This window comes from Limnohabitans sp. WS1, from assembly GCF_003063265.1.
Classification (GTDB): domain Bacteria; phylum Pseudomonadota; class Gammaproteobacteria; order Burkholderiales; family Burkholderiaceae_C; genus Limnohabitans_A.
Genome location: NZ_NERU01000019.1, coordinates 58,607 through 79,422, shown reverse-complemented (window position 1 = coordinate 79,422; position 20,816 = coordinate 58,607). Strand labels below are relative to the sequence as shown.

Sequence of the window (20,816 nt, the reverse complement as noted above, 5' to 3'; positions counted from 1 at the left end):
CTTTGGGCACCCTTTTTTGATTGGACCTTCGCCATGTCACAAGCCTTTGCCATTCCTTCCGCCCCTGTTCTTCAGATCGAGGGGGGCGTGGCCACCCTCACCTTGAACCGCCCGGCCCAGCGCAACCGCCTGGAAAACGGCGACCTCAAAGCCTTGTTGGCGCACATTGACACCGTGAACCAAGCCGACGATGTGCGTGTTTTGGTCTTGACGGCCAACACCACGGGTCAGCCGAGGCCGGTGTTTTGTGCCGGGTACGACATTGGCGGGTTTGACGAGCCTGGGCATGGGTCCACTTTTTTTGAGGAAATCCCCGATGCGCTGGCCGCCATGCGCCCGGTGACCATTTGTGCGCTGAACGGCAGCGTGTATGGCGGGGCCACCGATGTGGTGTTGGCCTGCGATTTGCGCATCGGCCTGCAAGGCATTGAATGGCGCATGCCGGCCACCGCGTTGGGCTTGCATTACTACCCCAGTGGACTGCGGCGCTATGTCAACCGTTTTGGTTTGGCCGGGGCCAAACGCGCGTTTTTGACAGCCCGCCCGTTCACCGACCGGCAGCTCGATGCCATGGGCTTGTTCGAGGCGCTGGAGCCTGCCGACCAGTGGGGCACTGCCTTGCAGGCCTTGGTCAAGGACATTTTGGCCTTGGCTCCCTTGGCTTTGCAGGAAACCAAAAAATCACTCCTTGAGATTGAAGCCGGGCAGGCCGATGAAGCCCGTTTGCGTGAACGCGAGCAACTGACCAGCCAGAGCGAAGACTTCAAAGAAGGCCGCGCCGCGTTTGCGCAGCGTCGCACGCCAGTTTTTGTGGGCCGCTGAGGCGGGTGGCAGTCCCCGCCCGACACATGGTGCGGGGCACCGCCCCCCCTCAAAAACCAGGCAGTTTGTGTTCAGGCCGGGACGGCAGCTGGAGCTTTGCCGGATGACCAAGCGGTGCCCATGGACGCGGCCATGACCAGCGCAATGGCCAGGCCTTGCGCCAGCGTGAGGTGTTCGGCCAGCACAAGCCAACCCGCCAAAGCGCCCACGGCCGGCTCAAGACTGAGCAAGATGCTGAAGGTGTTTTTGGGCAAGTGGTTGAGCGAGAACATCTCCAGCGCATAAGGAATCGCGCTGGAGAGCAAGGCCACCGCCAACCCGGCCAACAGCCATTGCGGGTCGAGCAAGGCGCTGCTTGCATGCCACACGCCAATGGGTGCCACCACCAGCGCAGCGGCGAGCATGCCCATGGGCGTGGCCATGGCACCGTAGCGCAGTGCCACACGCTGGCCAAACACGATGTACAGCGCCCAGCAAATGCCGGCCGTGAAGGCGAAGAACATGCCCATGGGGTCTAGCGCCGTGGCCGCATTGGCCCCCGGAAAGGGCAGCAGCAAGGCCAGGCCCACGATGGCCAGCGTGACCCACAGCCAGTCGCTGGCTTTTTTGGAGGTCCAGACGGCCACGGCCAGCGGCCCGGTGAATTCGATGGCGATCGCCACGCCGAAGGGGATGGTCTTGATCGCGCTGTAAAACAGCAAGTTCATCACGCCCAGCGTGATGCCATACAGGCCCAGCGGCAGCGCATCGGCCCAGACCCACTTTCTGCGCCATGGCCTGAACACGGCCATGAGCATGAGCATGGCAAACACGATGCGGTAAGCGGTGGTGCCCTCGGCCCCCAGCGCAGGAAACAGGCTTTTGGCGAACGAGGTGCCTACCGCCAAGGACACCAGACTGCCCAACAAGGCCAGCATGGCCCACAAACGGAGATTCAAACAAGGCCTCTTTATTCAGCGTTCAAAACGATGGGTTGGCCGTGCGGGGTGCGCTCGGCGGCGTCGGCCCAGGCGTGTTCCAGGTCGTGGATTTCATCGGGTGTGCCCAGTTGGCGCTCGATGACCAGCTGCTCCAGCGCGTTGAGCCAGTGGGTGTAGTACAGGCTGCCGTCGTCGGCTTCGCCGCGCGTTTGGCCGGCGCGGATTTCGCGGGTCAGGGCGTCGGCCCACTGCGGCCAGGTGAAGACGCCTTTTTCGTGCAGCTGCAAGGTCATGGCAAAGGCGTGGGCCTGCCAGGGTTCTTCAAACACCGCGCCGTTGTTGGCGGTGGGGGGCATGGGAAAGCCGTCGCCACAGGCTTGGGCCAGATCGTTCAGGGTGGTGGTCATGCCGTTGCTGCCTCGGATGCAGGTTCTAAATAAGATTCCCAGGCGTCCACGCTCACTTGGTGCCCGGCTTCGGCTTGTGGACCCCAAAGCTCGGTGCCGTCAAAGACGACGGTGTAGAGGTGCTCGGCTGTGCCGTCAAAAGGCGGCAGCATCTGGTTCACATGTTTGTCGGGCAATACGTGGCTCCCGTGGTGCAGCACCACCGTGCCCACATGGCCACGCACATAACGCGGCAAGCGGGTGTGACCTTGCGGGTTCAGGTTCAGGGCACGCACGCGTTGGCCCACGGCAAAGCGCGGCGCTTGGGTGCTGGGGCGGTCGGCCGGGCTGCCTTTGGCGAGCGCCGCGTCCACCTGGGCGGCCTGGAGCACCCGCACGCCCGCCACTGGGGGCGTGAGGGGCTGGCCCTGGGCCAGCTCTTCGGCGGTGATCAGGCCGCGCTCGATCAGCATGTTTTGCAGGGCCTTGGTCCAGATGGCGTAGTAAGGGCCTTGCACATAGTCCAGCGGGGGCAGGGATTCGCGGGCCGAGCGGGCCAGGTCGATGTTCCACAGGCCGCTGGCACCCATGGCCACCGTCACGCCCAAGGCGCGGCGCTCCCACTCGCCGTGAAACAGCGGCTCGTTGGCTTCGATCTGAACCGGGCCGTAGCCTTGTTGGCCACCCATGTCGTGCAGGCCGTTCATGGGGCCTCCTGGGTGATGTCTTGAGGGTTCAGGGCCAAACCGGTGCCGATCATGGCGTCGCGGGTGACCAGTTGGGCCAGTTGTTCTTGGCTCCAGCCCTCGGTGCCTGCAGGGCGCTCGGGCAGCACCAAATAGCGCACTTCGGCGGTGGAGTCCCAGACGCGGATGTTTTGGCCCGGCGGCAGGGTGACGCCGAAATCGGCCAACACGGCACGCGGCTCGATCACGGCGCGCGAGCGGTAAGCGGCGCTTTTGTACCAAACCGGCGGCAGGCCCAGCACCGGCCAGGGGTAGCAGCTGCACAGGGTGCAGACCACCATGTTGTGGGTGTCGGGGGTGTTGGGCACGGCCACCATGTGCTCGCCCTGGCGACCGGTGTAGTCCATCGAGGCGATGGCGGCGGTGGCGTCTTGCAGCAGCCAGTCCCGAAAAGCCGGGTCAGTCCAGGCGCGGGCCACCACTTTGGCCCCGTTGTGTGGGCCCACATGCACCTCGTAGGTTTCGATGATGCGGTCCACGGCGGCGGGGTCGAGGTAGCCTTTTTGTGTCAACAGGGTTTCCAGGGCACGCACACGCAAGTCCATTTCGCCCAGCGTGCTGTTCTCGTGGTGGTGTTCGTGTCCATGGTGGGTGGCTGACTCGGGGGGCATGGCGTCTCCTTTGGCAAGGACCAAGGCTTGCTGCATCAAGGTTTGGTCGGGATGATCAGGTGGGTTGACTGGCCTTGACCGTTCGGGTCAAGGGCTTTCAAAGGGCATCATAGCGCCGCATACAATGGCGGCTTCGTTCGCGTGGCGCAGTTCTTGCGCCCCGTACTACCCCGATTTTTCCCCTTTGTGGAGTTTTCATGTTCATTTCTTCCGCTTTTGCCCAAACCGCACCCGCAGCCGCTGCTGGTGGCGACATGCAGTCCACCTTGATGAGCATGTTGCCTTTGCTCTTGATGTTTGCCGTGCTCTACTTTGTGATGATCCGTCCCCAGATGAAAAAGCAAAAAGAGCACCGTGCCATGATCGACGCGCTGGCCAAGGGCGATGAGGTGGTCACTGCCGGTGGTTTGCTGGGCAAGGTCAGCAAAATTGGCGACGCTTACATTGGTGTGGAATTGGCCACTGGGGTGGACGTGCAACTGCAGCGCAGCGCCGTGGTTCAGGTGCTGCCCAAAGGCACTCTGAAGTAAATTTCAGGGTTTTTGCCACAGGGGCACGCCAGCAGCGAGCCCCTTTTTTCCATTTTGTACGCGAGTCTTTATGAACCGTTACCCGGTCTGGAAGTATGTGATCCTCGTGATCGCACTGTTGCTGGGGGTGGTCTACACCCTGCCCAACTTTTTTGGTGAAGCGCCTGCCGTGCAGGTCTCTTCGGGCAAGGCCACCATCAAGGTGGACACGTCCACGCTGCAAAAGGTCGAAGACGCCTTGAAGGCAGCGGGATCATCTCCCCAAAGCGTTGTGCTCGAAGGCACGTCGATCCGTGCCCGTTTTGAGAACACCGATCAGCAGCTCAAGGCCAAGGATGCGATTCAAAAAGCCTTGATCCCGGATGCGGCCGATCCGCAATTTGTGGTGGCGTTGAACTTGGTGTCCCGCTCGCCTGCTTGGTTGACCGCTTTGCATGCTTCGCCCATGTACCTGGGTCTGGACTTGCGGGGCGGTGTGCACTTCATGCTGCAAGTGGACATGCAGGCGGCTTTGAACCAGCGTTTGGAGTCGCTTTCGGGCGATCTGCGCAGTGTGCTGCGTGAAAAAGACATTCGTCACGGTGGCATCACCCGCAACGGCCAAACGCTGGAGTTGCGTTTGCGCGATGCGCAGCAAGTGGAAGCTGCCAAACGCCTGATCACCGATCAGTTTGGCGATTTGCAGACACGCGAAGTGGCCGAAGGCAGCGAATTTCGCCTGATCGCCAGCATCAAGCCCGAAGCGGCTCGCAAGGTGCAAGAGCAAGCCTTGAAGCAAAACATCACCACACTGCACAACCGGATCAACGAGCTGGGCGTGGCCGAACCGGTGATTCAGCAGCAGGGCTTGGACCGCATCGTGGTGCAGCTGCCGGGTGTGCAAGACACCGCCAAGGCCAAAGACATTCTGGGCCGCACTGCCACCTTGGAGGTGCGCATGGTGGACGAGAGCACCGAAGCGCGTGCGGCTGAACAAGCTGGCGGCTTGGTGCCATTTGGTACCGAGCGTTATCTGGAGAAAGACGGTCGCCCCTTGATCGTCAAAAAGCAAGTGGTGCTCACGGGTGACAACCTGACCGACGCCCAACCGGGCTTTGACGGCCAGACACAAGAACCGGTGGTCAACCTGACGCTGGACGCCAAGGGTGCCCGCATCTTCAAAGATGTGACGCGTGACAACGTGGGCAAGCGCATGGCCATCATCTTGTTCGAAAAGGGCAAGGGTGAAGTGGTCACGGCCCCCGTGATCCGAGCCGAAATCGGTGGCGGTCGCGTGCAGATTTCGGGTCGCATGAGCACGACCGAAGCCAACGACACCGCGCTGCTGCTGCGTGCGGGTTCGCTGGCTGCACCCATGGAAATCATCGAAGAGCGCACCATTGGCCCGAGCCTGGGTGCCGAGAACATTGCCAAGGGCTTCAACAGCGTGACCTGGGGTTTCCTGGTGATCGTGGCGTTCATGGTGGTTTATTACGCCATGTTTGGTTTGTTCTCCGGCATTGCGCTGGGCGTGAACTTGCTGTTCCTGGTGGCCATTTTGTCGATGCTGCAAGCGACCTTGACCCTGCCGGGCATGGCCGCGATGGCGCTGGCCTTGGGCATGGCGATCGACTCGAACGTGCTGATCAACGAACGTGTGCGTGAAGAGCTGCGCAATGGGGCAAGCCCCCAGGCGGCCATCCACGCAGGCTATGACCGCGCTTGGGCCACAATTTTGGACTCCAACATCACGACCTTGATTGCCGGTGTGGCCTTGTTGGCCTTTGGCTCCGGTGCGGTGCGCGGTTTTGCGGTGGTCCACACGATTGGCATTTTGACGAGCATGTTCTCGGCAGTGTTCTTCTCGCGTGGCCTGGTCAACCTTTGGTATGGTGGCAAGAAGAAACTCAAATCGGTGTCGATTGGTACCGTCTGGCGGCCCGAGGCTGGCACTGCGGTGAAAGCCGACTAAGGGGAAAAGACCATGGAATTGTTCAAAATCAGAAAAGACATCCCGTTCATGCGCCATGCCTTGGTGCTCAATGTGGTGTCCTTCATCACCTTCGCCCTGGCTGTGTTCTTCTTGTTCAGTCGCGGCCTGCACCTGTCGGTGGAGTTCACGGGCGGCACCTTGATGGAAGTGAGCTATAGCCAACCGGCCGACCTGCAAAAGGTGCGCGGCACGGTGGCCACACTCGGTTATGGCGAAGTGTTTGTGCAAAACTTTGGCTCAGCACGCGATGTGATGATCCGTTTGCCTTCGCAAAAAGGTGTGAGCTCGGCCCAGCAAAGCGAAAAAGTATTGTCTGCGCTGAAGGTCAATGACCCGGAGGTGACCCTGCGTCGCACCGAGTTTGTGGGTCCGCAAGTGGGTGACGAACTGGCCGAAGACGGTCTGAAGGCGCTGGCCTTTGTGGTGGTCGGCATCATGATCTATTTGGCGATCCGTTTCGAGTGGAAGTTCGCCGTTTCGGCCATCATCGCGAACTTGCACGACGTGGTGATCATTCTGGGCTTTTTTGCCTTCTTCCAATGGGAGTTTTCGCTGGCGGTGCTGGCGGCGGTGCTGGCGGTGCTGGGTTACTCGGTCAACGAATCGGTGGTGATTTTTGACCGGATTCGCGAGAACTTCCGCCGTTACCGCAAGATGAACACGGTCGAGGTCATCGACAACGCGATCACCTCCACCATCAGCCGCACCATCATCACCCACGGCTCGACCCAGATCATGGTGCTGTCGATGTTGCTGTTTGGTGGCGAGACCCTGCATTACTTCGCCATGGCGCTCACGATTGGCATTTGCTTTGGCATTTACTCGTCGGTGTTTGTGGCTGCCGCCATTGCCATGTGGTTGGGTTTGCAGCGCGAAGACTTGATCAAGCCCATCAAGAAAGACAATGACCCGTCCGATGAAAATTCGGGCGCGGTGGTCTAAGACCTCGTCCCAGCGGACAAGAGTTGGCCCTGAAGGTGCCGACCTGCATGGACACTTTTTCGTGGTCCCGACTTGCAAGGACACTCCCCTGTAGGTCGGCGGCTTCAACCCCGACATGGGGCTCCCCTGTAGGTCGGCGGCTTTAGCCCCGACATGGGGCTTTCGCCCCAGCGTGCGAGCGTCCTAAGCAGAACCGATGCGCTGAAACAGGCCACCGGGCAAGCGCCCTACTTGGCCCATCAACTCCAACTCCAGCAGCTGCCCTTGCAGCTGAGCCGTGGGCCAGCCACAGCGTGCTTGCAGGGCATCCAGGCTGACGGGGTCGTGTCCCATGGCCTCAAGCAAGGCGGTTTCGTCGTCCAGCAGCGCAGGGTCTGCGTCCCTCAAGTCCAGAACGGACTGGTCTTGCTCGGTGCTTTGCGCGATGGCTTGGCTGGGAAGGCGCAACTCTTCCAGCACGTCTTGGGCCGATTCGACCAATTTGGCGCCTTGTTTGATCAAGGCATGGCAGCCTTTGGCTTGGGGCGAGTGGATCGAGCCGGGAATGGCCATCACCTCACGGCCTTGCTCCAGGGCTTGTTTGGCGGTGATCAGCGAGCCTGACTGCAAGGCGGCTTCGACCACCAAAGTGGCTTGCGACAGGCCAGAAATCAAGCGGTTGCGCTGCGGAAAGTGGTGTGCCAAAGGTGGCGTTCCCAGTGCGTATTCGCTCAAGATCAGGCCTTGTTGGGCAATGCGGTGGGCCAATTCGCGGTGCTGTTTGGGGTAGACCCGGTCCAGTCCCGTCCCCACCAGGGCGATGGTGGCCAAGGCCCCGGGTTCAGCACCTTGCAAAGCCCCTTCATGGGCCGCACCGTCCACGCCCAGGGCCATGCCCGAGACCACCACCAGGCCTTGTGCCGTCATGCTTTTGGCAAATTCCCGGGCGTTGATCAGGCCCTGGGGTGTGGGGTTGCGGCTGCCCACCATGGCCACAGCCCGTTCGTGTTGAAAGTGCTGCAGGGCCTGTGTTTGGCCCAAGGCGTACAGCATCAGGGGTGGGTCGGGCGTGTCCAGCAAGGCGGCCGGATACAGGGCGTCGCCCAAGGTGATCACCGCGCGTGAGACCTCGGGATTGGGGCTGGTCTGCAGCCAAGCCTGTGTGTCCTCAAGCAGCTCATCCAGGCCCGGAGGCTTTTGCAACAAGGCTTGTGCCTGTGGGGCAGACACCACTTGGCACAACTGCGCGGCGGTTTGTGAAAAGATGTTGGCCGGGTCATTGAATGCGGCCAACAATCGCCTTGCGCTGTCGCGCCCCACCCCGTGGGTCAGTGACAGCCGCAACCAAAAACCCAAATCGGGTGCGGTGTGTTCCATGGTCTCTCCCTGATCGGCTTCGATGGCCGTTTGCAAGAAGATTGTGGGTCAAATGCCGTGCTTCACCAAGCAGCTTTTGGGGGAGGGTGCGCAGCGTCGCTCGCCAACTTGGACACCGCCTTCAGCCAGCTCAGGCAGGCTTGTGTTTGGCCCATGCGCCAAAGGCCCAGTGGTTGGCCCATGCCACCAGCCAGCAAATCAAGCCTGTCCAGAAGGTGTGGCTGGGGTAGTGGGCACCACGCAGGGTTTGAACCGCGCCGAGCAGCAAGCCCAGGCTCAGCACCGTCAGCAGCAAGCCACGGCCCCAGCGTTGTTGATGGGCCTGACTCGCCGTCAACCAAGGCAGGCTCAAGGCCAAAAAAGCCATGGCCGAGGAGGCGTGTCCACCCGGGAAGCAAGCGCCTGAACCGCCATCACGGACACCCCATTGCCAATGAGAGACGTAATGCGCAGTGCCCCCAAAGTCCTGCAAGTCCCAGGGGCAGCTGGTCAGGCTGAGGCTTTTGAGCCCACTGACGGCGATCAATGAAAGAGCGATGCCCACAACCACCTCAATGCGCTGCCTGCGGGTGATGTCTCGAAAGATGCCCCAAGGCCAAAACAAGGTGCAGACCACGCCCAGGTAAATCACGATGGCCAGACGGCGGGCTCCGGTGTGAAAAATATCTGCCAACCATGCGCTGTCACGCCATGCAAAGCCACGGGCATCGGCCAAGAGGTGCATGACGCCCAGGTCCAGTCCAGAAAAGTCCCAAGCCAAAAGACCCAGCAGGCACACCCCGGTGTAGACAACACAGCGACTGAACAAGGGTTGGGGGCGCACACTTTGCATCGGCTGGCGGGGTGGGTACATCAGGGGTGACTAGAATTCGGGGCTAATTGAACATTATGGTTTATCCAATGATATTTTCTTCAGACGCCAAGTCTTGGCATCCCACCCATCTGCTGTGGTTGCTGACGGCTTGGTTGGGCACCGTGGGCAATTTGCCCCTGTGGATCGCCATCTGGCGTTTGCCTGAAACGCAGGGTTTGCGGGGTGCGGCCACTTTGCTGGCTTTCTTTGTGGTGGTTTTGGGGATCTTGGCCTTGTTTTTGAGCTTGGTGCTTTGGCCCCGATGGCTGAAACCTCTGGGCGTGCTTTTTTTGATCATGTCGGCCGCCAGCAGTTATTTCATGCTGACCTATGGGGTGGTGATCGACACCAGCATGTTGATCAACGCCGCGCAAACCGATGTCCGCGAGGTGCGTGATTTGTTGTCCTGGTCCATGTTGGCCAGTGTCTTGCTGGGGGTGGTGCTGCCGGGCTATTGGTGGTGGCGTCAGCCCGTGCGCAAAGTGCGCCTCAAGTCTTTGATGGGGCGACAACTGGGCCTGGCCATGGCCGCTTTGTTGCTGGCCACCTTGGTGTTTTGGTTGGCTTTTCAGGACATGGCTTCCCTGATGCGAAACCACAAGCCTTTGCGCTACATGATCAATCCGCTCAACAGTTTGTATGCCTCGGCCCACTTGGTGGTGGGGCAGGCTTCAAAAGCCACCCAGCCCTTGCTGCCGCTGGGTGAGGATGCCCAATTGCGCCATCCACCGGCCAGCGAAAAGGACGCCCCTTTGGTCATCCTGGTGTTGGGCGAGACGGCGCGGGCAGCCAATTTTGGTTTGAGTGGCTATGCGCGTGACACCACGCCTGCGTTGCGCCAGTTGCAGACTCAAGGCCAGCTGGTCTATTTTCAGGATGTGTCCTCGTGTGGCACCAGCACCCAAGCTTCGGTGCCGTGCATGTTTTCGCACCTGGGCAAAGCGCAGCATGATCGCAACAAACTGCGCTATGAAAGTTTGCTTGATGTTTTGCACCGGGCAGGTTTGGCGGTGCTGTGGATCGACAACCAGTCGGGCTGCAAAGGCGTGTGTGACCGCGTGCCCCAGGTGAGCACCCAGGCCCTTCAAGTGCTTGGCCTGTGCAAGGAGGGGGAATGCCTTGATGAGGTCATGTTGAAGGTGTTGCCGCAACAACTCGCCGCACTGGACCCGGTCAGGCGTGCACGCGGCACCGTTGTGGTCATGCACCAAATGGGCAGCCACGGCCCGGCCTATCACAAGCGTTCGCCCGAGGCGTTCAAGAAGTTCACCCCCGAATGCACCAGCAGCGCCTTGCAAACGTGTCCCACCGAGCACATCGTCAACACCTACGATAACTCCATTCTTTACACCGACCATTTTTTGGCCAGCACGGTGGGCTGGCTTCAAAGCCAGTCGCGGCCCACAGCCCTGATGTACCTGTCGGACCATGGCGAATCCTTGGGCGAAAAAGGTCTTTACTTGCACGGCATGCCCTACAGCATGGCCCCCAAAGAGCAGACCCATGTGCCCATGGTGGTGTGGTTGTCTTCGGCTCTGCAAAAGCAGCGGGGCTGGTCCATGGCTTGTCTGCAGGGGCAAAGCGCCAAGGCTTTGTCACATGACCATTTGTTCCACTCGATGCTGGGCCTGAGCCAAGTCGCCACGAGCGTGGCCAAGCCCGAGCTCGACCTCTTTGCGGCCTGCGCCCCCACCCGGTGAGGTGGGCCTGGTCCCGGCTGGACGCCTTTTTGGCAGGCCAGCCGAAAAATGAGGACAATACAGCCCTGATTTTCAATCCTTTGTGATGCCATGGCCCTGCTCCCGATTCTTTGCTACCCCGATCCCCGCCTGCACAAGGTGGCCAAACCTGTGCAAGCGGTCGATGCCCGTGTGCACGCCCTGATCGACGACATGCTGGAGACCATGTACGAGGCCGGTGGCATTGGCCTGGCGGCCACGCAGATCGATGTGCACGAGCGTCTGGTGGTGATCGACACGTCTGAAGAGCGCAACCAGCCCATGGTGCTGATCAACCCCGAAATCACCTGGATGAACGACGTGCGCGTCAAGGGCGAAGAAGGATGCCTGTCGGTGCCCGGCATTTACGATGGTGTGGAGCGGGCCACCCAGGTCAAAGTCACGGCACTCGACCGCGACGGCCAGGCCCGGACGATTGAGGCCGAGGGCATGTTGGCCATTTGCATTCAGCACGAGCTGGACCACCTGATGGGCAAGGTGTTTGTGGAGTACCTCTCGCCGCTCAAGCAAGGCCGCATCAAGACCAAACTTGTCAAAGCCCAAAAAGCCGAGCGCTGAACGGCATGCGTTTGATTTTTGCGGGCACGCCCGAATTTGCCCAAGTGGCCATGGCGGCCTTGCACGCAGCAGGCCATGAGATTGTTCTGGTGTTGACTCAGCCTGACCGCCCTGCAGGACGCGGCATGAAGCTGCAACCCTCGCCCGTCAAGCAATGGGCGCTTGAGCATCAGGTGCCTGTGTCGCAGCCCCGCAGCTTGCGCCTGGATGGCAAATACCCCGAAGACGCCGCTGCCGCACGCCAGACCCTGCTGGACGCCAAGGCAGATGCCATGATCGTGGCCGCTTATGGCCTGATCTTGCCTCAGTGGGTGCTGGACTTGCCGCCCAAGGGGTGCCTCAACATCCACGCTTCTTTGCTGCCGCGTTGGCGCGGTGCAGCTCCCATTCACCGTGCCATCGAGGCGGGCGACACACAAACCGGCATCACCATCATGCAGATGGACGCAGGCCTGGACACGGGCGACATGCTGCTGGTCATGTCTTGCCCCATGGCGCACGATGACACCACCGCCGTGCTGCACGACCGCCTGGCGGTTTTGGGTGGACAGGCCATTGTGGAGGCCTTGGCCAGCTTGGACCGTCTGCCCCGCCAAGCGCAGCCGTCCGAAGGGGTCAACTACGCCCACAAAATTGACAAAGCCGAAGCCGCGCTCGACTGGGGTTTGAGCGCCGAGGTCTTGGCGCGGCGTATCCGGGCGTTTGACCCTTTCCCCGGCATGACCGTGCCCCTGACCACCGCCTCGGGCGTTGAAACCCTCAAACTTTGGCAAGCCGTGGCCGAAGCGTCCGAGCCAGGCTTGCAGGCGGGCACCGTGCTCAGTGCAGATGCCTCTGGCGTGCGTGTGGCCTGTGGCCAAGGGGTGCTGTGCCTGACCCAGTTGCAACGCCCGGGTGGCAAGCGTTTGGGCGCTGCCGACTTTTTGCGCGGATGCCCTTTGCAGGCCGGCCAGCGTTTGGCGGCCTGATGTTTTTCCGACCCACGCTTTACCGCCGCCCCGAGTTTTGGCAAGGCCTGCGCGACCTGGCCCCGCAAGCTCCGGGTGTGGCGGCTTGGGGCATGATGACGGGCGTGGCCATGGTCAAGTCGGGTATGAGCGTGTTCGAGGCGGTGGCCATGACCTTGCTGGTGTTTGCGGGCAGTTCGCAGCTGGCGGCCATTCCGCTGTTGGTGGCGGGTGCCCCGGCTTGGGTGATTTTGGCCACCGGCTTTTGCGTGAACCTGCGTTTTGTGGTGTTCAGCCTCCACCTGAGGCCCTACCTCATGCATCTGCCGCGTTGGCAACGCCTGTGCCACGGCTACTTCACGGCCGACATCACCTATGTGCTGTTCACCCGGCATCACCCGCATCCGGGTGCCACCGATGCCGAGCGCACGGGGCAAGAGGCCTATCTGGCGGGCAATTATTTCCTGAACTGGGGCAGCTGGATGGTGGCCAGTTTGCTGGGCGTGGGCCTGGCCAACCTGATTCCGCCCGAATGGGGCTTGGGCTTTGCGGGCATTTTGTGCTTGCTGGGCATTCAATGCTCGCTGGCCAGCTCGCGCATGCGCATTTTGTCAGCCGCTGTGGCGGGCGCGGCGGCGGTGCTGGCCTACCACTTGCCGCTCAAGCTCAACATTGTGGTGGCGATTGCCGTGGCCGTGATGTTGTGCCTGACGGTCGAAAAAATTCGCCCCGCACCCGAGGGGGCCGCATGAACGAGACCGATGTCTGGACACTGGCCGTCATTGTGGGTTTGGCGGTGATCACTGTGCTTGCACGCAGTTTCTTTTTCATCTCCAGCCACGCCTGGCAGCTGCCGCACTGGGCCCAGCGTGGCTTGCAGTACGCGCCCATTGCTGCGCTGTCGGCCGTGGTCATCCCTGAAATCATCACCGTGCAAGGCGAGCTGGTCAGCACCTGGCAAGACGCGCGTTTGTACGCGGCGTTGGTGGGGGTGTTGGCGTACTTTTGGCGGCGTGATGTGCTGATCACCATCGTGGCGGGCATGGCGGTGTATTTGCCATTGCATCTGGGCTGGGGCTGGTGAGCCGGGTCTGACCCCTGCAAGCCGCCCGTGCGCACCGCGCTGGGCTTTTCGGCCAGGGTGGGGTTCAAAAGGGGGTGGGCTGGCGTTTTTGTCAGACTCGTTTTGCACACGTTCCCGCTCTGAGAGCTGAAACCCGGTCTTGATGGCTTTTAAAATCACGGGCAACCCCCGCTCTTACAGGACCTTTTTCACCATGAATGTCATTCGTTTTTCTGATGTGTGTGCCAACGGCCAGGCCGCTGGGCAACGCGTGTTCATCCGCGCTGACCTGAACGTGCCGCAAGCCGATGACGGCAGCATCACCGAAGACACCCGCGTGCGTGCCAGCGTGCCGTGCATCCAGATGGCGCTGGACGCCGGAGCCGCCGTGATGGTGACCAGTCACCTGGGTCGCCCGACCGAGGGCGAGTTCAAACCTGAAGACTCGCTCGCACCCGTGGCCAAGCGCTTGGGCGAGCTGCTGGGTCGCGATGTCCCCTTGGTCGCCAACTGGGTGGACGGCGTGACGGTGGCCCCCGGCCAGGTCGTGCTGCTCGAAAACTGCCGCGTCAACAAGGGCGAGAAGAAAAACAACGAAGCCCTGGCCCGCCAAATGGCCCAGCTGTGCGACATCTACGTGAACGACGCCTTTGGCACCGCCCACCGCGCCGAGGGCACGACGTATGGCATCGCCCAGTTCGCCCCCATCGCTTGCGCTGGTCCCTTGCTGGCCGCCGAGATCGACGCCATTGGCAAGGCCCTGGCCGCGCCTAAGCGCCCATTGGCCGCCATCGTGGCAGGCAGCAAAGTGAGCACCAAACTGACCATTTTGAAGAGCCTGTCGCAAAACGTGGACCAGCTGATTGTGGGCGGTGGCATTGCCAACACCTTCATGCTGGCCGCAGGCCTGAAGATCGGCAAGAGCTTGGCCGAAACGGACTTGGTAGGGGAGGCCCAAGCCGTGATCGAGGCCATGAAGGCCCGGGGTGCGGAAGTGCCCATTCCGACCGATGTGGTCACCGCCAAAACTTTTGCGGCCGACGCCGTGGCCACGGTGAAAAAAGCCACCGAGGTGGACGACGACGACATGATTTTGGACATCGGCCCTGAGACTGCGGCCAAACTGGCCGCTCAGCTCAAGCAAGCCGGCACCATTGTGTGGAACGGCCCGGTGGGCGTGTTTGAGTTTGCGGCCTTTGAAAACGGCACCAAAGTCATTGCCCAAGCGATTGCCGAGTCCAGCGCTTTCAGCATCGCGGGCGGTGGCGACACCTTGGCCGCGATTGCCAAATACGGCATCGAAAAGCAAGTGGGCTACATCTCCACGGGCGGTGGCGCGTTCCTTGAAATCCTGGAAGGCAAGACCTTGCCTGCGTTTGAGATATTGGCCCAACGCGCGGCCAGTTGAGTCAATAGCTGATGTGGGAGCGGCGCCCTCGTCGCGATGGGCCTTCGCAGTCCACTTGCCATCGCCCCGAGGGCGGGGCTCCCACAGTTTCAATCACGCCGTCGACAAGAAATCCCTGTGGCGGGGTGCGCCCTCAACAGGTGACGAAGGCCCGATCAGGCTTTCGCCGCAGGCGGCAAGTTGCCCCGCACCGGGCTGGTCATATTGCCCTTGAAGTCGGTCCAGCATTCGCGTGAGAAGTCGTACATCTTGCAGTTTTTGGCGGTCTCGAAATACCACTTCCAAGAGAAGGCTTGCACGATGATGCGCCCGGGCAGCATTTCTTCGAGCTTGGTTTGCGCTTGCTTCAGGCGGTACAGCGGGATGCTCATGTCCACATGGTGGGCCGTGTGCTCCATGATGTGGTGCATCATCGCGCCGATATTGAAGGGGAAGGTCAGGTGCACCGTGGTCGACACAAAGGGTGCCGCTTTGGTCCAAGCGGCTTTGTTGTCATGCCAAGACACTTTGACGTGGGTGTGGTGCACATAGACCACAAAGCCGATCATGGTGTTCCAAAAGAAGAAGGGCACCACAAAACCCAGCAGCAAGGACAGTCCAATCGATTGGTTGGTGAGCACGGCAGCGGCAGCGATGGTGCCGATCCAGGCGGCACCAAACAGGCTGACCAAGAGGCTGTCCTTGAAGAAAATCGGACGGCGTGTAGGCATGTGGGTTTTGTTGGGGAAGAACTCGCGTTTCCACCAGATTTCGATCATGTAATACAAGCCCGGTGCCCAGCCGCTGCGGTAAGCACGCTCGAGCAGCTTTTGCATGGGGCTCAGGGCTTCAAACTCGGCAGCGGTCAGCGGGGTCCAAACAAAGTCGACGCCCTTGAGGTTGGTGTAGCCGTGGTGCACCACGTTGTGACCGGTGTCCCACAGGCTGTAGGGGGTCAGTGATGGCAAAAAGGCGATGCGGCCCAACACTTTGTTGAGTTCGCGCCGGGGCGTCAGGCTCTGATGGCAAGCGTCATGGCCAATGATGAACAGACGACCGATCACAAAACCGGCTGCCAGTGCACACAGCACTTTGAGCCAGACCGAATCCAGCGCGATGGTGCCGGTGATCAAGGCGAAAAACAAAGCGTAATCCAGCACCAGCAGAACAAAGGCACGCACAGTGCTGCGTCCTGACAAAGGAATCAGCCACTCGCGCAAAGTTTTGCGGTGCGGCAGGGGTTGGTCCAAGGCAATGGGCTGTTCGGCGTGAGGGGTGTGTAAGGCTGTCATGACGCTTGTGTGTAAATCGCTCATATGGGAGTTTAGTCGGCCCGGCATTTCTTTGGGCTGACAAAAATCAATTCAGGGGGTTTGCCAAGGGGAACAGGCGCTATCTTGCAGGATCAACATGTCAACATGCTTTCAAAAGCCCACAGCCTGTGCTGCAGGCTGGCACTCCCGGCCCCTTGAGTTGCACCGAAAGAACCCGATTTGTAACCGATTCCGTGTGAGAATTGAAACTGAATAACACGGAGATTTTCAATGCCTCGTCGCGCCACCAAGATTGTTGCCACCTTAGGCCCTGCATCCAGCGATCCCGCACTGCTTGAGGCCATGATCCGCGCTGGCGTGAACGTGGTCCGGCTCAATTTCAGCCACGGCAAGGCGCAAGACCATGTGGACCGCGCCCGCCTCGTGCGTGAGGCCTCGCAACGCGCTGGCCGAGAAGTGGCCATCATGGCCGATTTGCAGGGCCCCAAAATTCGTGTCGGCAAGTTTGCCGAGGGCAAAGTCATGCTGGAGCCGGGCGAGCCTTTTGTGTTGGACGCCTCGCGCACCGAGCTTGGCGACATCCAGGGCGTGGGACTCGATTACAAAGAGCTGCCCCGCGACGTCAAGGCCGGCGATGTGCTGTTGCTCAATGATGGGCTGATCGTGCTCACCGTCAATGCCGTCAAGGGTGAGCAAGTGCACACCACCGTCAAGTTGGGCGGCGAGTTGTCCAACAACAAAGGCATCAACAAGCAAGGCGGTGGCCTGACCGCTCCAGCCCTGACGGCCAAGGACATGGACGACATCAAAACCGCCATGAGTCTGCGCGCCGATTACGTAGCGGTGAGCTTTCCCAAAAACGCCACCGACATGGAAATGGCCCGCCAACTGTGCAATGTGGCGGGTGCCGAGTACGGTCACAAGCCGGGTTTGATCGCCAAGATCGAACGCGCCGAAGCCATTCCCCACCTGGAAGCCATTCTCAAAGCCAGCGACGGCATCATGGTTGCCCGTGGCGACTTGGCCGTAGAAGTGGGCAACGCCGCTGTGCCGGCCTTGCAAAAACGCATGATCAAGTTGGCCAAAGTTCACGACAAGGTCGTCATCACCGCCACCCAGATGATGGAGAGCATGATCACCAACCCGGTGCCCACCCGCGCCGAAGTCTCGGACGTGGCCAATGCCGTGCTCGACGGCACCGATGCCGTGATGCTGAGCGCTGAAACCGCTGCGGGAAAATACCCGCTGGAGACGGTGGAAGAAATGGCCAAGATTTGCGCTGCCGCTGAAAGTGCCGAGGACCCGGCCCTCGATGCCGACTTCAAAGGCCAGTCGTTCAGCCGGATTGACCAGTCGATCGCCATGGGCGCCTTGTTCACAGCCCACCACTTGGGGGCCAAAGCCATTGTGGCCATGACCGAATCGGGCTCCACGGCCTTGTGGATGAGCCGTCACCGGGTGCATGTTCCCATTTATGCACTGACCACCAAGTTGACCTCGCAACGCAAGATGGCGTTGTACCGCAACGTGCGGCCTTTGCTGATGGACACCAGCGCAGACCGTGACACCGCTTTGGCCGAGGCCGAGGCGCATCTGAAAGATCGCGGCATTGTCAGCACGGGCGATGTGTATGCCATCACTTGTGGCGAGCCCATGGGTTCACCCGGGGGCACCAACATGCTGAAAATCTGCAAAGTCGCCTGACAGCGCCCGGGCGTCAAGACCCCTCGCATCCCCATGGGGTTCCGAGGGGTCAATGCCTTGTCAAGGCGCAGGCTTTGGGGCATTGCCCAGTTTGTCGGCCAATGCGGCCCGCAGGTCTTTGGCACCGGGCATGGTCCCCAGGCTTTCGGCTTGCGCCAAGACCCCTTCAGCCGCAGCCAGTTGCCCGCATTCCATCAACACATGCGCCAGATTCAAGTGTGCCCCGGCGCTTTGTGGAAACAATTGCACGCACCGTCGCGCCACAGCCAGCGCTTGTTCCTCAAAGTGGTGTTGTTGGTTCAAGACAGCCAAACGCGTCAAGGTGTTTTCCCGTGACGCCATGGCCGCTGCCGATGTGAACAATTGCAGGGCGCGTTCATGTTGGTCCAAACGCATCAAGGCACAGGCCCAATCCATTTGCACTTCGGCCACGTGGTTGCGGGCAGCGGGTTTGTTCACATCCTTGAGCCACAGCAAGGCATCTGAAAAACTCACGGTCGCCTCTTGGGCGTGTCCTGCGTCCAGCAGGTACTGGCCCATGCGCCAATGCACTAGGCGCTGGGTGGGCACATCCACACCTTGGGCCGCCTGGATGGCCTTGGCATAGAGGCGCTCGGCCGTGGCCTGCTGACCATTGACGAGCGCTACTCGCGCCAAGGCCAAATGCGCCTCAAAGCGCTTGTTGGACAAGGCCAGCGCCCGTTCGTAGGCGGTGCTGGCTTGCGCGAATTGGCCTTGCGCAAAGTGCAAATGCCCAGTTTCCAGCCAAGCGTTGTAGTCAGCAGGTGCCCCATGAAGGACCTGTGCAAATGCCTCGTGTGCCGCATCCCATTGACCGAGTTGCACCAGGCTGCGAGCTTTCAACATCCAGCTCGCGATCGAGTCGTTGTGGTGTTCCAAAAATTGTCCGGCCAAGGCCAGTGACCGAGCCCAGTCACCGATTTTGAAGGCGGCTTGACCCTCTTCCAGTCCCAATGTGGGAGGCGTTGTGTTGAGTGTGTGGTCCATGAATAACCCGAATTTGTCCGTATCACTAATTTTGAATCAAATATGACCAGAGTTCGCGTATTGTTTTTTTCTTGTACATTAATTTCTCATTTAAAAGTCTTGCAATCTCACCTTTTAACCACACTCATTCACCATGAAAAAACTCTTGCACGTCGGCCCAGGCCACGCCCGCCTGGAACACACCACCCCAGGCTTCAACAACGGTCACTGGCAAGAGTTGCGCCTGGACATCGATCCCACGGTGCAGCCCGACATCCTGGGTTCCATGACCGACATGTCTCAAGTCAAGGACCAGTCGGTTGATGCCATTTTTTCGAGCCACAACATCGAACACCTTTACCCACACGAGGTGCCCACGGCGCTGGCCGAATTTGTGCGCGTGTTGGCCGATGACGGGTTTTGTGTCATCACCTGCCCAGACCTGAAGTCGGTGTGTGCCTTGGTGGCCGAGGACAAACTCACCGAGACGGCTTATGACTCACCGGCCGGCCCCATTGCCCCCATCGACATCCTGTACGGCCACAGAAACTACATGGGGGCGGGCAATCTCTTCATGGCCCACCGCTGTGGCTTTACCGAAAAAGTGCTGCGCGGCACCCTCAATGCCTGTGGTTTTCCTTGGGTCGCTACGCTGGTCCGGCCGGGTGCCTTTGACATCTGGGCTGTGGCCTGTAAAAGCGCCAAGACCGATGAAGAACTCAAAACCCTGGCACGCGAACACTTTCGGGTTTGAAGCGGTGGCGCTTTGAAAGCGCCCTGTGCCACTCAGGTTCATGGTGGGGCGGCGTAAAATTATGGAAGTTACAAGTTGGGTACAGGCCAACTTGTCTGAATTTTCAACTTCCCCGGGACACACCACCATGGCACTCGTTTCAATGCGCGAGCTGCTGGACCACGCCGCCGCCAACGGCTACGGCATTCCAGCTTTCAACGTCAACAACCTGGAGCAAGTCCAGGCCGTCATGACGGCGGCCGACGAAGTCGGCGCTCCTGTCATCTTGCAGGCCAGCGCTGGTGCACGCAAATACGCAGGCGAGCCCTTCATCAAGCACCTGATTTTGGCCGCCACCGAGCAGTGGCCGCACATTCCCTTGGTCATGCACCAGGACCACGGCCAAAGTCCCGCCATCTGCCAAGGCGCGATCAACCTGGGTTTCTCATCGGTCATGATGGACGGCTCCTTGCTCGAAGATGGCAAGACCCCTGCAGACTTCGCTTACAACGTCGACGTGACCCGCCGCGTGGTGGACATGGCCCACAAAATGGGCGTGTCGGTTGAGGGCGAACTCGGTTGCCTGGGCAATCTGGAGACGGGCGAAGCCGGTGAAGAAGACGGTATTGGTGCGGTGGGCAAGCTGGACCACAGCCAAATGCTGACCGACCCCGAAGAAGCTGCGCAATTTGTCAAAGCCACCGGTCTGGACGCGCTGGCCATTGCCATCGGCACCAGCCACGGCGCCTACAAGTTCAGCCGCAAGCCCACGGGCGACATTCTGGCCATCAGCCGCGTCAAGGAAATCCACGCCCGCATTCCCAACACGCATTTGGTCATGCATGGCTCGTCCAGCGTGCCGCAAGACTTGCTGGCCCTGATCAACCAGTACGGCGGCCAAATGAAAGAAACCTACGGCGTTCCCGTCGAGGAAATCCAGGAAGCCATCAAATTCGGTGTGCGCAAGATCAACATCGACACCGACATCCGCCTGGCCATGACAGCCGCCGTGCGCAAGTTTTTGGTGGAAAACCCCGACAAATTCGACGCCCGCGAATGGCTCAAGCCTGCCCGCGAAGCGGCTAAGCAAATCTGCAAGCAGCGCTATCTGGAGTTCGGCTGCGAAGGCCAAGCGCCCAAGATCAAAGGCGACAACCTGCAGGTGGTGGCCGCCCGTTATGCCCTGGGTGAGCTGGCGCAAGTGGTGAACTGAGCCTGCGATAATTGACGCGAATGGCCCGTTGACTGTTCAACGGGCCTTTTTCTTTTTTGCCGTTGCTTGATTG

21 protein-coding genes are annotated in these 20,816 nt (G+C 60.5%); 13 read left to right on the top strand and 8 right to left on the bottom strand.

Annotation, left to right across the window (positions count from 1 at the left end):
- Window positions 1-33 precede the first annotated feature (33 nt).
- The gene (locus tag B9Z48_RS18445; protein WP_108380233.1) at window positions 34-822 is read left to right on the top strand and encodes an enoyl-CoA hydratase/isomerase family protein; all 789 of its coding nucleotides are present in this window, start codon (window positions 34-36) and stop codon (window positions 820-822) included.
- A gap of 71 nt (window positions 823-893) precedes the next feature.
- Here the strand turns inward: B9Z48_RS18445 and B9Z48_RS18440 are convergent, their stop codons facing one another.
- Genes B9Z48_RS18440 through nthA form a run of 4 tightly spaced genes read right to left on the bottom strand, consistent with a single transcriptional unit; the run spans window position 894 to window position 3,485 of the window.
- The gene (locus tag B9Z48_RS18440) at window positions 894-1,739 is read right to left on the bottom strand and encodes a DMT family transporter (RefSeq protein ID WP_108380247.1); all 846 of its coding nucleotides are present in this window, start codon (window positions 1,737-1,739) and stop codon (window positions 894-896) included.
- Between the two features lie 32 nt (window positions 1,740-1,771).
- Window positions 1,772-2,149 (bottom strand): nitrile hydratase accessory protein, encoded by a 378-nt coding sequence (locus B9Z48_RS18435; protein WP_233261193.1) that lies wholly within the window; start codon window positions 2,147-2,149, stop codon window positions 1,772-1,774.
- Window positions 2,146-2,835, bottom strand: a complete 690-nt coding sequence (nthB, locus tag B9Z48_RS18430; protein WP_108380232.1) for a nitrile hydratase subunit beta — start codon at window positions 2,833-2,835, stop codon at window positions 2,146-2,148. Before nthB ends, B9Z48_RS18435 begins: the two co-directional genes overlap by 4 nt.
- Window positions 2,832-3,485 carry a nitrile hydratase subunit alpha gene (nthA, locus tag B9Z48_RS18425; RefSeq protein ID WP_199233551.1) on the bottom strand — a complete coding sequence of 218 codons (654 nt, stop codon included), beginning with the start codon at window positions 3,483-3,485 and terminating at the stop codon, window positions 2,832-2,834. The genes nthB and nthA overlap by 4 nt, the downstream gene beginning before the upstream one ends.
- A gap of 197 nt (window positions 3,486-3,682) precedes the next feature.
- Here nthA and yajC point away from each other — a divergent pair, with 197 nt between their 5' ends.
- The 3 genes from yajC to secF all read left to right on the top strand — a co-directional run bounded on the left by yajC (window position 3,683) and on the right by secF (window position 6,929).
- Window positions 3,683-4,015, top strand: coding sequence for a preprotein translocase subunit YajC (gene yajC, locus B9Z48_RS18420; protein ID WP_089962587.1), 333 nt, complete (start codon window positions 3,683-3,685; stop codon window positions 4,013-4,015).
- A 70-nt stretch (window positions 4,016-4,085) separates the two neighbouring features.
- Entirely contained in the window at window positions 4,086-5,966 is a 1,881-nt protein-coding gene (gene secD, locus B9Z48_RS18415; protein ID WP_089962583.1) for a protein translocase subunit SecD, read from the top strand.
- Window positions 5,967-5,978: 12 nt separating this feature from the next.
- On the top strand, window positions 5,979-6,929 hold the full coding sequence (gene secF, locus B9Z48_RS18410; protein WP_089962580.1) for a protein translocase subunit SecF: 951 nt from the start codon (window positions 5,979-5,981) through the stop codon (window positions 6,927-6,929).
- Window positions 6,930-7,112: 183 nt separating this feature from the next.
- Here the strand turns inward: secF and dprA are convergent, their stop codons facing one another.
- Both dprA and B9Z48_RS18400 read right to left on the bottom strand, forming a co-directional pair.
- Window positions 7,113-8,285 carry a DNA-processing protein DprA gene (gene dprA / locus B9Z48_RS18405; protein ID WP_108380245.1) on the bottom strand — a complete coding sequence of 391 codons (1,173 nt, stop codon included), beginning with the start codon at window positions 8,283-8,285 and terminating at the stop codon, window positions 7,113-7,115.
- A gap of 130 nt (window positions 8,286-8,415) precedes the next feature.
- Complete coding sequence (locus B9Z48_RS18400; RefSeq protein ID WP_228769344.1) at window positions 8,416-9,138, bottom strand: phosphatase PAP2 family protein; 723 nt, start codon at window positions 9,136-9,138, stop codon at window positions 8,416-8,418.
- 47 nt (window positions 9,139-9,185) lie between these two features.
- Here B9Z48_RS18400 and B9Z48_RS18395 point away from each other — a divergent pair, with 47 nt between their 5' ends.
- The 6 genes from B9Z48_RS18395 (at window position 9,186) to B9Z48_RS18370 (ending at window position 14,853) form a co-directional block, all read left to right on the top strand.
- Window positions 9,186-10,838 carry a phosphoethanolamine transferase gene (locus tag B9Z48_RS18395; RefSeq protein ID WP_233261192.1) on the top strand — a complete coding sequence of 551 codons (1,653 nt, stop codon included), beginning with the start codon at window positions 9,186-9,188 and terminating at the stop codon, window positions 10,836-10,838.
- A gap of 90 nt (window positions 10,839-10,928) precedes the next feature.
- A complete protein-coding gene (gene def, locus B9Z48_RS18390; protein ID WP_108380230.1) occupies window positions 10,929-11,435 on the top strand; it encodes a peptide deformylase in 507 nt (168 codons plus the stop codon).
- 5 nt (window positions 11,436-11,440) lie between these two features.
- Window positions 11,441-12,403, top strand: a complete 963-nt coding sequence (gene fmt / locus B9Z48_RS18385; RefSeq protein WP_108380229.1) for a methionyl-tRNA formyltransferase — start codon at window positions 11,441-11,443, stop codon at window positions 12,401-12,403.
- Complete coding sequence (locus tag B9Z48_RS18380) at window positions 12,403-13,134, top strand: AzlC family ABC transporter permease (RefSeq protein WP_108380243.1); 732 nt, start codon at window positions 12,403-12,405, stop codon at window positions 13,132-13,134. Before fmt ends, B9Z48_RS18380 begins: the two co-directional genes overlap by 1 nt.
- On the top strand, window positions 13,131-13,466 hold the full coding sequence (locus B9Z48_RS18375; protein WP_108380228.1) for an AzlD domain-containing protein: 336 nt from the start codon (window positions 13,131-13,133) through the stop codon (window positions 13,464-13,466). Before B9Z48_RS18380 ends, B9Z48_RS18375 begins: the two co-directional genes overlap by 4 nt.
- 193 nt (window positions 13,467-13,659) lie before the next feature.
- Window positions 13,660-14,853 carry a phosphoglycerate kinase gene (locus tag B9Z48_RS18370; protein ID WP_108380242.1) on the top strand — a complete coding sequence of 398 codons (1,194 nt, stop codon included), beginning with the start codon at window positions 13,660-13,662 and terminating at the stop codon, window positions 14,851-14,853.
- Between the two features lie 155 nt (window positions 14,854-15,008).
- Here the strand turns inward: B9Z48_RS18370 and B9Z48_RS18365 are convergent, their stop codons facing one another.
- On the bottom strand, window positions 15,009-16,124 hold the full coding sequence (locus B9Z48_RS18365; RefSeq protein ID WP_108380227.1) for a fatty acid desaturase: 1,116 nt from the start codon (window positions 16,122-16,124) through the stop codon (window positions 15,009-15,011).
- A 252-nt stretch (window positions 16,125-16,376) separates the two neighbouring features.
- Between B9Z48_RS18365 and pyk the strand changes: the two genes are divergently transcribed.
- Window positions 16,377-17,810: a pyruvate kinase gene (gene pyk / locus B9Z48_RS18360; RefSeq protein ID WP_089962562.1), complete on the top strand. Its 1,434-nt coding sequence runs from the start codon at window positions 16,377-16,379 to the stop codon at window positions 17,808-17,810.
- 60 nt (window positions 17,811-17,870) lie between these two features.
- Here the strand turns inward: pyk and B9Z48_RS18355 are convergent, their stop codons facing one another.
- The gene (locus tag B9Z48_RS18355; protein WP_108380226.1) at window positions 17,871-18,818 is read right to left on the bottom strand and encodes a lipopolysaccharide assembly protein LapB; all 948 of its coding nucleotides are present in this window, start codon (window positions 18,816-18,818) and stop codon (window positions 17,871-17,873) included.
- A gap of 133 nt (window positions 18,819-18,951) precedes the next feature.
- Here B9Z48_RS18355 and B9Z48_RS18350 point away from each other — a divergent pair, with 133 nt between their 5' ends.
- Entirely contained in the window at window positions 18,952-19,551 is a 600-nt protein-coding gene (locus tag B9Z48_RS18350; RefSeq protein ID WP_108380225.1) for a methyltransferase domain-containing protein, read from the top strand.
- 127 nt (window positions 19,552-19,678) lie between these two features.
- Window positions 19,679-20,743 (top strand): class II fructose-bisphosphate aldolase, encoded by a 1,065-nt coding sequence (gene fba, locus B9Z48_RS18345; RefSeq protein ID WP_108380224.1) that lies wholly within the window; start codon window positions 19,679-19,681, stop codon window positions 20,741-20,743.
- Window positions 20,744-20,816: the final 73 nt, after the last annotated feature.

Bases quoted from the DNA above. Each gene is read 5' to 3' on its own strand.
- B9Z48_RS18445 (WP_108380233.1), top strand. From the start codon at position 34: ATGTCACAAGCCTTTGCCATTCCTTCCGCCCCTGTTCTTCAGATCGAG.
- B9Z48_RS18440 (WP_108380247.1), bottom strand. From the start codon at position 1,739: ATGCTGGCCTTGTTGGGCAGTCTGGTGTCCTTGGCGGTAGGCACCTCG.
- B9Z48_RS18435 (WP_233261193.1), bottom strand. From the start codon at position 2,149: ATGACCACCACCCTGAACGATCTGGCCCAAGCCTGTGGCGACGGCTTT.
- nthB (WP_108380232.1), bottom strand. From the start codon at position 2,835: ATGAACGGCCTGCACGACATGGGTGGCCAACAAGGCTACGGCCCGGTT.
- nthA (WP_199233551.1), bottom strand. From the start codon at position 3,485: ATGCCCCCCGAGTCAGCCACCCACCATGGACACGAACACCACCACGAG.
- yajC (WP_089962587.1), top strand. From the start codon at position 3,683: ATGTTCATTTCTTCCGCTTTTGCCCAAACCGCACCCGCAGCCGCTGCT.
- secD (WP_089962583.1), top strand. From the start codon at position 4,086: ATGAACCGTTACCCGGTCTGGAAGTATGTGATCCTCGTGATCGCACTG.
- secF (WP_089962580.1), top strand. From the start codon at position 5,979: ATGGAATTGTTCAAAATCAGAAAAGACATCCCGTTCATGCGCCATGCC.
- dprA (WP_108380245.1), bottom strand. From the start codon at position 8,285: ATGGAACACACCGCACCCGATTTGGGTTTTTGGTTGCGGCTGTCACTG.
- B9Z48_RS18400 (WP_228769344.1), bottom strand. From the start codon at position 9,138: ATGTACCCACCCCGCCAGCCGATGCAAAGTGTGCGCCCCCAACCCTTG.
- B9Z48_RS18395 (WP_233261192.1), top strand. From the start codon at position 9,186: ATGATATTTTCTTCAGACGCCAAGTCTTGGCATCCCACCCATCTGCTG.
- def (WP_108380230.1), top strand. From the start codon at position 10,929: ATGGCCCTGCTCCCGATTCTTTGCTACCCCGATCCCCGCCTGCACAAG.
- fmt (WP_108380229.1), top strand. From the start codon at position 11,441: ATGCGTTTGATTTTTGCGGGCACGCCCGAATTTGCCCAAGTGGCCATG.
- B9Z48_RS18380 (WP_108380243.1), top strand. From the start codon at position 12,403: ATGTTTTTCCGACCCACGCTTTACCGCCGCCCCGAGTTTTGGCAAGGC.
- B9Z48_RS18375 (WP_108380228.1), top strand. From the start codon at position 13,131: ATGAACGAGACCGATGTCTGGACACTGGCCGTCATTGTGGGTTTGGCG.
- B9Z48_RS18370 (WP_108380242.1), top strand. From the start codon at position 13,660: ATGAATGTCATTCGTTTTTCTGATGTGTGTGCCAACGGCCAGGCCGCT.
- B9Z48_RS18365 (WP_108380227.1), bottom strand. From the start codon at position 16,124: ATGACAGCCTTACACACCCCTCACGCCGAACAGCCCATTGCCTTGGAC.
- pyk (WP_089962562.1), top strand. From the start codon at position 16,377: ATGCCTCGTCGCGCCACCAAGATTGTTGCCACCTTAGGCCCTGCATCC.
- B9Z48_RS18355 (WP_108380226.1), bottom strand. From the start codon at position 18,818: ATGGACCACACACTCAACACAACGCCTCCCACATTGGGACTGGAAGAG.
- B9Z48_RS18350 (WP_108380225.1), top strand. From the start codon at position 18,952: ATGAAAAAACTCTTGCACGTCGGCCCAGGCCACGCCCGCCTGGAACAC.
- fba (WP_108380224.1), top strand. From the start codon at position 19,679: ATGGCACTCGTTTCAATGCGCGAGCTGCTGGACCACGCCGCCGCCAAC.